The organism is Actinokineospora enzanensis DSM 44649 (assembly GCF_000374445.1).
GTDB classification, from domain to species: Bacteria; Actinomycetota; Actinomycetes; order Mycobacteriales; family Pseudonocardiaceae; genus Actinokineospora; species Actinokineospora enzanensis.
Map to the genome: position 1 here is coordinate 1 of NZ_KB894435.1, position 14,187 is coordinate 14,187.

The window sequence follows — 14,187 nt, forward strand, 5'->3', positions numbered from 1 at the left end:
AGGCGAAATTCGGTCGGGGGCGAAGGAGGGTGTGGATGGATTCGGGGTAACACCCCGATCGAGGGGGGACACGCCGGGCGACATGCCGGAGGAGGGGGTGGGGGGTGTGGATGGATTCGCGGGATGACTGGGGACACCGTACGGGTCGACCGGGACAAGGTGATCATGCCAAGTGGACCCGGGAGCGGAGATGATCACGACCGGGGCCGCGTCGGAGACCATGAAAGCCAGACGGTCGGCGGGGTATTCGGGATCCAAAGGGAGATAGGCGGCGCCGGCACGTTGGATTGCGAGCAAGGAGACGATGAGGGCGGCGGAGCGTTCGAGCATGACGCCGACGATCGAGCCTGGGGTGACGCCACGGGCGTGTAGTTCTGCGGCGAGAGTTGCGACGCGGGAATCGAGTTCGGCGTAGGTGAGGGAAGGGCCGTCGTCGACCACCACGGCCAGCGCGTCGGGAGTCGTTGCGGCCTGGGTGGCGAAGAGGGAAGGGACGGTGGCCGGGGCCAGCGGGATCGTGGGGCCTTGCCAGGTGGACAGGACGGACTGGCGTTCGGCCGGGGTCAGGAGGTCGATGAGGTCGACCGGGGTGTCCGGGGTGGCGGTGGCGGCGCGCAGCAGGGTGATCAGTCGGGTGGCGAGGCGGTCGATCGTCGGCCGGGTGTAGAGGTCGGTGGCGAACTCGACGAAGCCGGTGAGGCCGTTGCCGTCGGGGCGTTCGGCGAGGTCGATGGTCAGGTCGAACTTGGCCGTGTCGGTGTGCACGAGTTCGGCCCGGCCGGTCAGCCCGGCGAAACCGTCCGGGACGGGGAGGGCCGGGTGGTAGGCGAAGAGGACCTGGAACAGCGGGTGCCGGGCGGCGGTTCGTCGCGGTGCCAGGGTTTCCACCAGCCGGTCGAACGGCGTGTTCTGGTGGTCGAAGGCCGCGAGGTCGGCGGCGCGCACGCGGGACAGCAGCTCGCGGAACGTCGGGGTGCCGGACAGGTCGGTGCGCAGCGGGACGGTGTTGACGAAGAAGCCGACCAGCGGGTCCAGGGCAGGGTCGACGCGACCGGCGGTGGGGGTGCCGAGGACGATGTCGTCGCCCGCGCCGGTGCGGGACAGTAGGGCGGCGATGGCGGCGTGCAGGACCATGAACACGCTGGTCCCGGTCGACGCGGCGATGTCGCGGACGGTGGCGTGCAGGTCCGGCGGGAGTTCGAGCGGCACGGTCGTGCCCCGGTGCGTCGCCTGGTTGGGACGCGCGCGGTCGGTCGGGACGGTCACCTCGTCGGGCAGGCCGCGCAGGGTCTCGGTCCAGAAGTCGAGACCGGTCTCCGGGAGAGCCCGCTGCCACACCGCGAAGTCGGCGTATTGCAGGGCGGGGGGCGCGTAGTCGGGGACTCGACCGGCCAGCCGGGCCGTGTAGGCGGTGCCGAGGTCCGAGACGAGCGGGCCAAGGGACCATTCGTCGCCCGCGATGTGGTGCAGGACGATGACCAGCACGTTCCCGAGCAGCCGCACCCGCACCGGGGCATCCACCCGCAGGTCGAACGGCGCCTGTGCGGCTTCCGGCACCGACGCATACCCACCGACCGCGAAGACCGGCCCAACCGACGTCGGGATGTCCGAGGTGGAGGTCGGGTGGATCGACTGGTAGGCGAAGCCGTCGGGGTCGGTGGCCACGGTGGTGCGCAGGACTTCGTGGCGGGCGAGGACATCGGCCACCGCCAGGCGGAGGGCCTCGGTGTCGGGTGGGGTGTCGAAGGTCAGGGCCAGCGGGATGTTGTAGGTGGGGTTCGGGCCGTCGAGTTCGTGCACGAACCACAGGCGCCGTTGCGCGAACGACAGTGGCACCAGGGCGGGGCGCTCGCCCGCGCGAGGGCCGTCGGTCGTGGCGGCGGCGGTGAGGTGGTCGACGAGGCCCGCGACGGTGGGGTTGTCGAAAATGGTGCGGATCGTCAGGTCGACGCCGAGTTCGACGCGGGCGCGCACGCTGAGGCGGGTGGCCAGCAGCGAGGTCCCGCCCAGGGCGAAGAAGTCGTCATCGATGGTGAGGGCTCGGGCGCCGAGGACGTCGCCGACCAGGTCGCACAGGGCGCGTTCGCGGGGGTTGCGCGGGGCGCGGCCGCCGGTCATGCCGACGAGTTCCGGGGCGGGGAGGGCATTGCGGTCGACCTTTCCGTTGGGGGTCGACGGAATGTGGTCGAGTGCGACGAAAGCGGACGGGACCATGTAGTCCGGTAGTGCGGCGCGTGCCCACTCGGTCAGGTTGTCGGGAATGGCAGGCACGACGTAAGCCACCAGGCGCTGCTCGGCCAGTGACGTGCCGTGGGCGATGACGACGGCGCGGTCGACATCCGCGTGACGGGCCAGGACGGCCTCGATCTCGCCGAGTTCGATGCGGAAGCCGCGGATCTTGACCTGGTGGTCGACCCGGCCCAGTACCTCCAGCAGCCCGTCCACGCGCACGCGGGCGAGGTCACCGGTGCGGTAGAGGCGGGAACCCGGCGTGCCGTAGGGGTTCGCGGTGAAGCGTTCGGCGGTGAGGGACGGTCGGGCGTGGTAGCCGCGCGCGAGGCCGTCGCCCGCGATGTAAAGCTCGCCGGCAGTACCCACGGGAACCGGGCGGAGGGCGGAGTCGAGTACGTAGACGGTCGTGTTGGCGATGGGGAGGCCGATAGGTGTGTCCGCGTCAGTGAGGACGTGCGCGGTAGACCAGATGGTGGTCTCTGTGGGGCCGTAGAGGTTCGTGACGCCACGGGTTCGCGCGAGTAGATCGGCCGCGAGATCGGTGGGCAGTGCCTCGCCGCCGACCAGTGCGCGTAGGTCGCGAGCGGCCTCCGGGCGGGCGGCGAGCAGGGCCTGCCAGAGTGATGGTGTGGCCTGCATGTGTGTCGCGCCGCTGGTGGTGATCGCGGTGTCGAGCAACGATGGGTCGCGCGCGGTGTCACCGTCCACGAGACACACACTCGCGCCGGACAGCAGTGGGACGAACAGCTCCAGGGCGGAGATGTCGAACCCGACAGTGGTGACCGCGAGCAGGACGTCGTCCGGCGCGAGAGCGAACCGGTCGACCATGTCCAACAGGAAGTTCACCAGCGCCCCGGACGGGATGACCACGCCCTTCGGGCGGCCCGTCGACCCGGAGGTGTACAGCACGTACGCGGCCTGGTCGGGATCGACCGGCGTGGTCGTCAGCGGCACGCGGCCGACACCGTCCAGGTGCAGCACCGGGACACCGTCGACCTTGACCACGCCCGGTGCCGTCACCAGCAGCACGGGCCGCGCGTCGGTGAGCATGTAGTCGAGGCGGTCGGCGGGGAAGCCGGGATCGAGCGGCAGGTACGCGGCACCGGTCGCGGCGACAGCCAACAGCGTCACGACAAGGTCGACCGTGCGCGGTAAGGCGACCGCGACAACCGTCTCCGGCCCGGCGCCTCTCTCTCGTAACACCTCGGCCAGCCCGCCGACGCGCTCCGCCAGTTCGCGGTAGGTCACTCCCTGCACGGCCACGCGATCCGGCGTACGAGCACACTGCTCGGCAACCAGTTCCACCAACCCGCGCGCGGGAGTCGTCGACACAGTCCCGACCACACCGGCCTGGACAGTGTCAACGAGTCCCAACCGTCCGGTCGGCGTATCCGGTGCGGCAGCGAGAAGCCCGGTCAGCGCAGTCACGAACGACCGCAGGTGCCCCGCGAGCTCCTCCTCCGAGTACCGCGCGGGATCACCGTCCAGCTCGATCTCCAGCGGCACACCGTTCTGCCCGCCGTAGAGCGTGAAGGACAGGTCCTCCACTGCCCCCGCCGACAGGTAGTGCACGACCGCCTCGGGCCCACCGAAGTCCAGGTCTTCCCGATACGGCTTGAGGTTCACCCACGGCCCCACCAACCGCCCGGTCAGCAGATGCGCGTCCCGACGAACATCCTCACCCCGGTAGCGCTGGTGCGCACTCACCCCCCGGATCTCCGCGCGCACCGCAGCCAGCAGTTCACCGACGGACTGTCCCGGCGACACGGCGATTCGCAACGGCAGCACGTTCACCGCCGTCGTCGGGATCCGTGCCGACACCGAGCCCAGCCGTCCCATCATCGGCAGACCCAGCACCACCTCGTCGACCCCCGCGACCCGGTGCACCATCAGCCCCACCGCAGCGGCCACCAGCGACGGATCCGACGACGGCACCTCCGGCAGACTCGCCCGCACACGGCGGAATCCGGCCGAAATCCCACCGGAGGACGGCGCCAACGAGACCACGTCGGGCAGATCCGCGACACGATCGGCCCACCACGAGCGGTCCACCGCGAACCGATCGGATGAACGGTAGGCGTCCTGCTCGGCCACATAGTCCGCCAACCGCGCGAACGGGCACGGTCGAACGTCCACACCGGCTCGCAGGTCCCGGTAGACATCGGACAGTCGCCGTGCGACAAGCGAGAACCCATAGCCGTCAAGGACGATGTGGTGCGCCCGCTGGTACCACAGGTAGTGCCGCGAGCCGAGAACGAACACCGCCTCCGCCGCAAGTGGACCGACGGACAGGTCCACCGGCTGTGCGAGATCCGCGTCGATCCACTGTCGCGCCGCGACCATGGGATCGTCCGAATCGCGCAGGTCCATGACCCGTATCGGTACCTCTGTCGCACCGGGAGACTGCCGCACATCGGCACCGTCCGCAGTGAACACCGTCCCCAGCGCGGGCGTCTCCGCGACCACAAGCGACAGTGCGTGGACGAACGTGTCGAGGTCCACGTCCCCGCGCAGTTCCACCGCCTCCGCGGTGAGATACGCCGTGCCGCTCGCGTCGAGCCGGTGGGCGAACCACAGCGCCTGCTGGGCGGGCGTCAGGGGGAGATGATGCACGTGCGCAACCCTTCACAGGAGCCCCGGGGACGTGCGGGCTCGCGCCGGGGGCCGATCGGCCTGCCGGTCGTGTTCTACGGTGGTGTTTCCTCGCGCCGGGGCGGGGTTCAGTCGTCCTCGGCGCTGCCGCGGCGCCAGTAGCCGCTGAAGTGGACGCGCTGTCTGGTCAGGTCTCGGTCGAGTACCAGGGTCGACCGGACGGCCTGCACCATGGCCGACTCGCCCGCGACCCAGGCGTAGGTACGCGGGTCGAACGCGGGCAGCGCGCGCACCGCGTCCAGTACCAGGTCCGGGTCACCCGGCTCGGCACCCGCGCGGTGCAGCCAGGTGACGGTGAGGTCGGCGGCGGATTCCAGGGGCTGTTCGTCGTCGGGGCCGTCGACCTCGACGATCACCCGCGCGGACACGGAGGCGGACAGGGCGGCCGTGATGCCCGCGATCGCGGGCAACGAGGTGTCGTCGCCGACCAGCAGGTGCCCGGTGGTGTCGGCGGGCGGGTCGTAGCTGCTCAGGCAACCGTAGACGCCCACCGGGTCGCCGGGCCGGGCGGCCGCGGCCCAGCGCGCGGCCGGGCCGTTGTCGCCGTGCAGCACGAAGTCGATGTCCAGCTCGCGGTCCGCGGGCCGGGCCGCGCGGACGGTGTAGGTGCGCACGACCGGACGCAGGCTCTCCGGCAGCGCGCGCACCGCGTCCCAGAACGGGACCGTGTCCGGCACGACCACCTCGGCCCCGGGCGCGGGCGGCAGCAACACCTTGCAGCGCGGTTCCGGACCGACCTCGGTGTAGTGCGCGAGATCCGCGCCGGTGAGGGTGATCCGGGCCAGGTGCGGTGTCACGATCCGCTTGCGCGCCACCGTGAGCCGGTAGGGCCGCAGCGAGTCACGGCCCGCCGGGGCGGGGCGGGCGAGTCGGGGCGTGCCCATGGTCAGGCGCTCGCCTGGCGGTCCATGCGCTCGGCGAGGCTGCGCGGGCGCATGTCGGTCCAGTTGGCCTCGACGTGCGCGAGGCAGGCGGCGCGGGTGTCCGGTCCGGTCGCGACCGTCCAGCCCGCGGGCACCTCGACGAAGGTCGGCCACAGCGAGTACTGGCCTTCGTCGTTGACGAGGGCGTAGAAGGTGCCGTTCTCGTCGTCGAAGGGGTTGGTCGACATCGGTCCTGCTCCTCGGGGTCGGGCGTCGCACTGTTGGTTAGGCTAACCTAATTCGGACGCCCGGAGAAGGGCCAGCCGGACCGGGTGCGGGGTCGGTCACAACTCGCCGAGAAACCCGGTGAGCAGGTCGTTGACCGCGGCCGGGCGCTCCAGGTATCCGAAGTGGCCGGTCCGCTCGACCCCGGCGAACCGGGCGCCGGGCAGCCAATCGGCCAGCTCCCGGACCAGGTGCGGCGGGGCGATCAGGTCGTCGGCGAAGGAGATCACCAGCGAGCGCGCGGCGACCCTGGCGCACACGGCCCGCAGATCGGGGTCGTCGCCGATGGCCATCTGGGCGCGCACGCCCGGACCGGGCGGCTGGGTGGCGAACTCCAGGATGTCCAGCCATTCCCCGACGGCGTTCTCGTCGAAGAGCGTGTGCGGGGACAGGTTCTGCAACGCGGTCACCGCGGCGTGGTAGCGCGGCGGGAGGGTGCCGCCCGCGTCGGCGAACTCCAGTTCGCCCGCGTCGAGCACCTCGTGCAGCTTCCCGGCCCGCGAGCGGGTCGCCATGACCACCAACGCGGCCACCAGGTCCGGGCGTTCGGCGGCGACCTCGATCGCGATCCGGCCGCCCAGCGAGGTGCCGACGACGGAGAACCGGTCCAGGGCCAGGTGTCCGGCCAGGGCGACGACGTCGGCGGCCATGTCGGCCACGGTGATGCCGTCGGCGCAGTCCGAGGTCGGCGGGATCCCCCGGTTGTCGACGGTGACCACCCGGTACCCGGCGGCGAGCAGCGCGGGCCGCTGGTGCAGCTCCCACACCCGGCCGGAGCCGCCCATGCCCATGAGCATCACGACCGGGTGACCGGCTCCCTTGTCGTGGTAGGACAACGACACCTCGCCCAGCTCGACGACCGGCATCAGACCACCCTTCCCTCGGCGAGCCGCACGACCCGGGGCAACCGGTCGATCGTCGCCGCCCGGTGCGCGATGACGATCAGCGTGCGGCCCGCGTGCAGCCGGTCCAGCGCGCGCTCCAGCCGGGCCGCGGTCGTCGGGTCGATGTCGGCGGTGGCCTCGTCCAGGATCAGCACCGCCGGGTCCACCAGCGCCGCCCGCACCAGGCCGACGATCTGCCGCTCCCCCGCCGAGAGCCGGTCGCCGCGCCTGCCGACCGCGGTGTCCAGGCCGTCGGGCAGCGCGGCGGCCCAGTCGTCCAGGTCGAGCGCGCGCACGGCGGCGTCCATGTCGGCGCGGGTCGGGTCGGTGGGGGCCAGCGCGAGGTTGTCCGCGATGGTGCCCTCGACCAGGTGGACCTGTTGCGGCACCAGCACGAGCCTGCCGCGCAGGTCGGCATCGGCCAGGTCGGCGAGGTCGGTGCCGCCGTAGCGGACGGCGCCGCGGTCGGGCGTGTAGAGGCCGCTGAGCAGCTTGGCGAGAGTGGTCTTGCCGGATCCGGTCTGGCCGACCAGGCCCGCGCGGTCACCTTCGGCGAACGACACGGAGATCCGGTGCAGGACGTCGGCGTCCGCCGTGTAGGCGTAGCCGAGGTCCGAAGTGGACAGTTCGGCGCGGGCGGGCAGGACGGCCCGCGCGGCCGGTTCGGCGGGTTTCTCGGTGGCGGCGAGGAGGTCGAGCAGGCGGGCGAGGCCGACCCGGGCCAGCTGCAGCTCGGCGAGCAGCTCGGAGAGGTTGAGCATGCCCTCGAACAGGTTACGGGTGGCCAGCACGAACACGACGACCGTGCCGACGCTGACCTGGTCGGCGGTGACCAGCCAGACGCCGAGCATGAGCAGTGCCGCGGTGGACAGGCCCTCCAGCAGGGTCACGCCTTCGAGCCGGTTCTGCACCGCGACCGTCCGGTTGGCCGCGTGCCGGGCGTCGTCGTTGGCACGGCCGAAGCGGGCCAGCCGGGCGGTGGTCCCACCCGCGAGCCGCAGGGTCTCGCCCGCGGCGACGAACTCCGTGAATCTCGCGGCCATGGTGGCCTCCGCGGCGGCCTGGTCGCCGAACGCATCGTCGGCGTCCTTGTCGAACCAGTGCAGGACCAGGACCACGGCGGGGACGAAGAGCACGAGCAGGATCAGGGTGAGCAGCCAGGAGTAGGCCAGCAGCACGACGATGGTCATGCTCAGCGAGATCACCGCGCCGAGCAGGTCGGGCAGGCTGGCGCGGACGAACTGGGCCAGCTCGGCCACCTCGCCGGTGCTGCGGCGCAGCAGGTCGCCGGTGCGGTGCGCCTCCAGGAACCGCAGCGGCGCGCCCGCGAGCCGATCGACGACCAGTTCGCGCAGGTGTTTCACGACGCGCTCGCCCACGGCCGTGAGCTGGAGCTCGGCGGCGGCGAGGAGGACAAGGCGGGCCAGGGTTAGTCCGATGAGGACGATGACGGCGGTGCACAGGCCGCTCTTGTCCTTGCCCAGCACCGCGTCCACGCCGGACCCGATGACCGGCGCGATCCCGACGACGGCGGCCGTGGAGACGGCGGTGGTGGCGAGAGCCGCGGCGATGCGCAGGCGGTGTGGGCGCAGGTGCGGCCGGAAGCGGCGCAGCACGCCGTGCGTGGCGGGGCCTTCCGAAAGCGCGCGGACCTCAGCCACGGATGGTCTCCATGTCCTGGGTGGCCGGTTCGGCCAGGTGGATCAGGCGGTCCGCGGCGGCGACCACCGCGGGCCGGTGCGAGACGAACACGACGGCCGTGTCCGGCGACCAGGCGCGCAGGCGGCCGAGGATCGTCGCCTCGGTGTCGGCGTCCACGGCGGAGGTGACGTCGTCCAGGACGAGGACCGGGGGCTTGGCGAGGAGTCCGCGGGCCAGCGCGAGCCGTTGGACCTGACCGCCGGAGAGGGTTTCGCCGCGTTCACCGACGACGGTGTCGTAACCGTCCGGGAGGGACTCCACGAAGGTGTCGAGCGCGGCGACGCGGCAGGCCTCACGGACCAGGTCCAAGTCCACGTCCCGGTCGAGGGTGATGTTGTCGCGGATCGTGCCGGACAGCACTACCGGACGTTGCGGCACGACGCCGATGCGTCGCCACACCTCAGTGGGGTCTGCCATGCGGAGATCGATCCCGCCGAAGTGGACTTCTCCGTGGTCGGGATCGTCCAGGCGGCAGAGCAACCGCACCAGGACGGACTTACCGGAGCCGGTGGGTCCCGTGACGACGACCAGCTCACCGGGCGCGGCGATCACGTCCACCGGTCCCAGCACGGTCCGACCATCGCGGACCGCGGTAACACCCACTGCGGCGAGCATCCCGCTCTCCGGCAGCGGGCGCGGGTCCGCGGGCGCGGCGACCACCGGCCGCGCGGCCAGCACCTCGGCGACCCGGCCCGCCGCGACCCGGGCCTGGCCGCGGTTGACCAGCAGGTCCACCAGGACGGTCACGGCCACCGTCATGTTGATCATCCACGAGGTGAAGGCCACCAGCGCACCCACGGTGATCCGGCCGTCGATCGCGGCCAGGCCGCCGACCGCGAGCCCGACCGCGACCGCCAGCCGCAGCACCGCGGGCGGCGCGGACACCCACCAGGCGGAGATCCGCGCGACGCCCAGGGTGTGCCGGGTGACGCGGGCGCTGACCTCGTCGTGCCTGCGCACCAGCACCCGCTCCCCGCCCAGGCCGCGCACGGCGGCGCTCGCGGACAGCAGGTCCTCCACGGCGTCGGCGCGGTCGCCGTGCGCCGCCGACAGCCGCTCGTTCGCGGAGCGGTAGCGGCGCGGGAACTGCGCGTTGACCAGGCCCAACACCGGCATCGCGACCAGCAGGACGATCAGCAGCAGCGGGTCGAGCGCGCCGACGGCGGGCAGGACCAGCGCGATCGTCACCGCGACGCGGGCCCAGCGGGTCAGCCCCTGCACCCAGGCGGTGATCATCTCGGTGTCCCGGGTGACCCGCATGGCCAGGTCGCCCTGCCCGAACGGGGCGATCGCGGCCCGGTCGAGCAGCCCGGCGCGGGCGGCGAGGTCGGCGCGCAGCGCGTGTGCGATCCGGTTGGCGGCCAGGCTGGACCACCACTTGCCCGCGACCGCGGCGGCCAGCATGACGGCGGCGACCAGGCAGGTGGTGACCGCCCAGAACCCGGTGCGGCCCGCGTCGCCGGGCGTGATGCCCTCGTCGAGTCCGTGCTGGACACACCAGGGCAGCGCGAGCAACGCGGCCTGCTGGACCACGGTGGCGGCCAGCCCGGCGCCGAGCACCAGGCGTTCGCGGCGCAGCAGGCCGCTCAGCAGATCCACCCCGGAGCCCTCCCGATCCCACCCGAACTTAAGTAAGGCAATCCTTACTTGTCGCCCGTTCGAGTGTCAATGTGACCGGCTCAGCGCCGACGCCACTCGGACGCCAGCAGCCACGCGAGGTAGACACCGCCGAGCGCGGCCGTGGCGACGCCCACCGGCAGCGCGTTCTGGCCGAACACCCGTTGCGATAACACGTCGCCGCCCAACAACAACGCCGACCCCATGGCCGCGGCGGGTAGTAGTGCGGGACCGGCCGAGCCCGCGAGCCTGCGGGCCAACTGTGGGGCGGCGAGCGCGACGAAGGTGATCGGCCCGGCGGTGGCGGTGGCCACGGCGGTCAACGCGACACTCACCACGACCAGCGTCAACCGGGCGGGCTCCACCCGGACGCCGAGCATGGTGGCGGTCTCGTCGCCCATCTCCAGCAGGTTCAGCTTCCGGCCAAGCACGACGGCCGCGGGCAGCAGCACGCCCAACGCGATCGCCATCGGCACGACCTCCGACCAGCCGCGGCCGTTGAGGCTGCCGACCAGCCACACCTGCGCCGCCTGCGCCTGCCGCAGCCCGGCGCGGGTGAGCATGTAGGTGTTGAGCGAGCCGAGCACGGCCGTCACGCCGATGCCGATCAGGATCAGCCGGTAGCCCTGCACACCCGTGCGGTAGGCCAACCCGTAGACGAGCACGGCCGCGACGATGCCGCCGACGATCGACCCGAGCGCGATCTGGGCGACGCCGCCGCCGAAGACGATCAGCACGAGGATCGCGCCGGTGGCCGAGCCGCTGGAGAAGCCGATCAGGTCGGGGCTGCCCAACGGGTTGCGGGACAGGCTCTGGAAGATCGCCCCGCTGACGCCGAGCGCGGCACCGACCAGGATCGCGACGGCCAGGCGGGGCAGGCGCAGGTCGTAGACGACGTACTCCTGACCGCCGGTGCCCTCGCCGTTGAGGGTGTTGACGAGCTGGTCGAGGGTCAGGTGGAAGTCGCCGGTGAACAACGCCAGCACGGCCAGGCCCGCGACGGCGATCAGCAGCGCCAGCACGACGATCACGCCGCGCGGGTGGGCGCGGAAGGAGACACCGGCGGCGCGGACGGGCGTCCCGGTCACCGACCTGGTCACAGGTGAGCCAACTTCCGCCGCCTGCACAGCGCGATGAACACGGGCGCGCCCACGAACGCGGTGATGATCCCGACCTCCATCTCCCGCGGCGAGATGATCACCCGCCCCACGACGTCGGCACCGAGTAGTAGTACCGGGGCCAGGACGGCACTGAACGGGAGCACCCACCGTTGGTCGGGGCCGGTGAGCGCGCGCGCCATGTGCGGCACGGTCAACCCGATGAACGCGATCGGACCCACGGCAGCCGTGGCCGCCCCGCAGAGAAGGGTGATCGCTGTCGCGCAGCCGAGGCGGACAAGACCGAGGTTCACACCCAACGCGCGCCCGGTCTCGTCACCCAGCGCGAGTGCGTTGAGCGGACTCGCCAGGAGGGCCGCGACGAGCAGACCGATGAGGACGAACGGCAGGACCCAGAGCACGACACCGAGATCACGCCCGTCGAGCGAGCCGATCTGCCAGAACCGGAACTGCTGGAACGCGGCCGGATCGAGCACGAGCGTGGCGGCGACGAAGGCACCGAGCGTGGCACTGATCGCGGCGCCTGCCAGGACCATGCGCTCCGGCGTGACCGCGCGGCCGGTGGACCCGAGCACGTAGACGACGACGGACGCGACGGCGGCGCCGAGGAACGCGAACCAGATGTAGCCGCCGACACCGGTGATCCCGAAGAACGCGATGGCCGCGACAACGGCCGTCGACGCACCGATGTCGACGCCGAGAAGGGCCGGGTCGGCCAGCGGGTTGCGGGTCAGCGACTGCATCAGGGCACCCGCGACGCCCAGGGCCACGCCGACCATGAGGCCGATGAGGGTCCGGGGGATGCGGCGGTCCCAGATGATCGTGGCCTCGTCGCCGGCGGGGAGGGCGCCGGTCAGGACGCGCCAGGCGGTGTCGAGGGGGATGGACCGGGAACCGATGGCGATGCTGAGCAGGCAGACGATGGCGAGGACGGCGAGGGCCAGGACCAGCCAGGTCAGGCGGCGCACACGGGGCTGCGTCGATAACGCCACGAGCACGGCCCTCCTGGTTGGTTAAGTTAGGCTCACCTTAACCCGACGCGGGGGTGGGTCCGCCAGGCTCCCCGGCCAGAGTGGACACACGGCTTCCGCTTCCGGCCGGTCGCGCGCTCGTCGGCCCAGTTCAGCGCCTTGCGGGGGCATCGACACGGCCCTGGCACGCGGACGGCTCGACCCGGCTGTGGATGGTTTCCGCGACTGTGGATAAGCCGCAGGGGATCCCCCGAATTTCTATTCTACCTGGGGAAACAGGGTCCGAGCGAGCGCAGCTGATCTTGCCTGTGGATAACCCGACGCAGACCCGGGCCGACCGCAGACAGGCGCTGCCGTGAGCAGCGATGGCCTGTTCAGACGCCCTTGCCAGTGGGGCCGCTCAGGAACTCGACTCGTACATCGGTGAGGTACTGCTCTCGCTCGCGCAGGAAGCGCCGGGTGTGTTCCTGTTCCTCATGTGTATCGAACGCCACGCGGTCTGCGTAGACCTCGTAGAACACGCGGGCCAGTGGGGTCTTCTCGACCTCGTGCACGGCGTAGACCAGCGTGCCGGGTTCGGTGGCCACGACCCGTGGGACCGTCTCGGCGACCAGTGCGTCGAAGGCGTCGGCCGCCGCGTCGTCCCGCAGTTCGAACCGCACCACCAGGGCCAGCATGGGTGACTCCTCTCGACAGGTCCCCCAGATTGTCGGTGATCGGGTCACGGGCGAGTCGGGCGGGTGACCGGTTTGATCATTTCCGGCGGGAATCCCGGCGAAGACCGTTTTGTTGACGGTCGACAGATTCCCCAGGAGGCACCATGGAACTCGGCGTGTACAGCTTCGCGGACCGGCACCCGGACCCGGCGAGCGGCGATCAGCTGTCGGTGGCACAGGCGTTGGCGAACACGCTGGAACGGATCAGGCTGGCCGACGAGGTCGGGCTGTCCTTCTACGGTCTTGGCGAGCACCACCTGGACAACTACGCCAGCTCCAACCCCGGCACGGTCCTGGCGGCCGCCGCCTCGGTCACCTCGCAGATCACGCTCAGCACCGCCGTCACGGTGTTGAGCACCGAGGACCCGGTCCGCCTCTACCAGCAGTTCACCACGCTCGACCAGCTCAGCCGGGGGCGCGCGGAGCTGTTGGCCGGGCGCGGGTCGTTCACCGAGTCGTTCCCGCTGTTCGGGGCGAACCTGGAGGACTACGACGACCTGTTCGAGGAGAAGCTGGCCCTCCTGCTGCGCCTGGACCGCGAGGACCCGATCACCTGGTCGGGCCGTTTCCGTCCACCGCTGGAGAACGCGCACGTGCTGCCCCGCCCGTACCGGGACCACCTGCGGATCTCGATCGGCACCGGCGGCAACCCGCAGTCCTCCGTGCGCGCGGGCCTACTCGGGCTCCCGGTCGTCTACGCCGTCATCGGTGGACAGCCCGAACGCTTCGCGCCGTTGACCGATCTCTACCGGCGCGCGGGCGAGGCAGGCGGTCACGCGCCCGAGGAGTTGCACGTCACGATGGGCGCGATCGGCCTGATCGGGCGGGATTCCCAGACGGCCAAAGAGGACTTCTACCCGTACTGGTTGGAGACGATGAAGTACGGCGCGCGCGCTCGCGGCTGGACAGTGCCATCACGCGCGGAGTACGACGCCTGGACCAAGGACGCGAACTCGATTTTCGCGGGCAGCCCGGACGAGATCGCCGACCGGATCATCACCGTGGGCAAGCTCGTCGGCGCCGACCGCTACGCCATGCAGATGGACTGGGCAGGCGTCCCGCACGACAAGGTCATGACCGCCATCGAACTCCTGGGCACCGAAATCCTCCCCCAAGTCCGCAAGGAGTTCGGCTAGACCACACTTCGC

The 14,187-nt window shown here is 71.5% G+C and carries 10 protein-coding genes; 1 reads left to right on the top strand and 9 read right to left on the bottom strand.

The annotated features are described in order from the left end of the window. The 9 genes from C503_RS41315 to C503_RS0129555 all read right to left on the bottom strand — a co-directional run. A partial coding sequence (locus C503_RS41315; protein ID WP_018685831.1) for a non-ribosomal peptide synthetase occupies nucleotides 1-4,845 on the bottom strand: 4,845 nt, incomplete at its 3' end. Nucleotides 4,846-4,952: 107 nt separating this feature from the next. Continuing rightward, nucleotides 4,953-5,768: a siderophore-interacting protein gene (locus tag C503_RS41320; RefSeq protein WP_018685832.1), complete on the bottom strand. Its 816-nt coding sequence runs from the start codon at nucleotides 5,766-5,768 to the stop codon at nucleotides 4,953-4,955. A 2-nt stretch (nucleotides 5,769-5,770) separates the two neighbouring features. Beyond that, entirely contained in the window at nucleotides 5,771-5,995 is a 225-nt protein-coding gene (locus C503_RS0129525) for an MbtH family protein (protein ID WP_018685833.1), read from the bottom strand. A gap of 96 nt (nucleotides 5,996-6,091) precedes the next feature. Further along, nucleotides 6,092-6,898, bottom strand: coding sequence for an alpha/beta fold hydrolase (locus C503_RS0129530; RefSeq protein WP_018685834.1), 807 nt, complete (start codon nucleotides 6,896-6,898; stop codon nucleotides 6,092-6,094). Then, nucleotides 6,898-8,577, bottom strand: coding sequence for an ABC transporter ATP-binding protein (locus C503_RS0129535; RefSeq protein WP_018685835.1), 1,680 nt, complete (start codon nucleotides 8,575-8,577; stop codon nucleotides 6,898-6,900). Before C503_RS0129535 ends, C503_RS0129530 begins: the two co-directional genes overlap by 1 nt. Then, nucleotides 8,570-10,216, bottom strand: coding sequence for an ABC transporter ATP-binding protein (locus tag C503_RS0129540; protein ID WP_018685836.1), 1,647 nt, complete (start codon nucleotides 10,214-10,216; stop codon nucleotides 8,570-8,572). Before C503_RS0129540 ends, C503_RS0129535 begins: the two co-directional genes overlap by 8 nt. 80 nt (nucleotides 10,217-10,296) lie before the next feature. Further along, nucleotides 10,297-11,334: a FecCD family ABC transporter permease gene (locus tag C503_RS0129545; protein ID WP_018685837.1), complete on the bottom strand. Its 1,038-nt coding sequence runs from the start codon at nucleotides 11,332-11,334 to the stop codon at nucleotides 10,297-10,299. Beyond that, on the bottom strand, nucleotides 11,331-12,350 hold the full coding sequence (locus C503_RS0129550) for a FecCD family ABC transporter permease (RefSeq protein ID WP_156893609.1): 1,020 nt from the start codon (nucleotides 12,348-12,350) through the stop codon (nucleotides 11,331-11,333). Before C503_RS0129550 ends, C503_RS0129545 begins: the two co-directional genes overlap by 4 nt. Nucleotides 12,351-12,697: 347 nt before the next feature. Then, nucleotides 12,698-13,000, bottom strand: a complete 303-nt coding sequence (locus C503_RS0129555; RefSeq protein WP_018685839.1) for a putative quinol monooxygenase — start codon at nucleotides 12,998-13,000, stop codon at nucleotides 12,698-12,700. Nucleotides 13,001-13,143: 143 nt separating this feature from the next. Between C503_RS0129555 and C503_RS0129560 the strand changes: the two genes are divergently transcribed. Beyond that, nucleotides 13,144-14,175: an LLM class flavin-dependent oxidoreductase gene (locus C503_RS0129560; protein WP_018685840.1), complete on the top strand. Its 1,032-nt coding sequence runs from the start codon at nucleotides 13,144-13,146 to the stop codon at nucleotides 14,173-14,175. The last annotated feature ends 12 nt before the right edge of the window (nucleotides 14,176-14,187 follow it).

Coding starts and splice junctions, on each gene's coding strand:
- C503_RS0129555 (WP_018685839.1), bottom strand. CDS start 13,000: ATGCTGGCCCTGGTGGTGCGGTTCGAACTGCGGGACGACGCGGCGGCC.
- C503_RS0129530 (WP_018685834.1), bottom strand. CDS start 6,898: ATGCCGGTCGTCGAGCTGGGCGAGGTGTCGTTGTCCTACCACGACAAG.
- C503_RS0129560 (WP_018685840.1), top strand. CDS start 13,144: ATGGAACTCGGCGTGTACAGCTTCGCGGACCGGCACCCGGACCCGGCG.
- C503_RS41320 (WP_018685832.1), bottom strand. CDS start 5,768: ATGGGCACGCCCCGACTCGCCCGCCCCGCCCCGGCGGGCCGTGACTCG.
- C503_RS0129525 (WP_018685833.1), bottom strand. CDS start 5,995: ATGTCGACCAACCCCTTCGACGACGAGAACGGCACCTTCTACGCCCTC.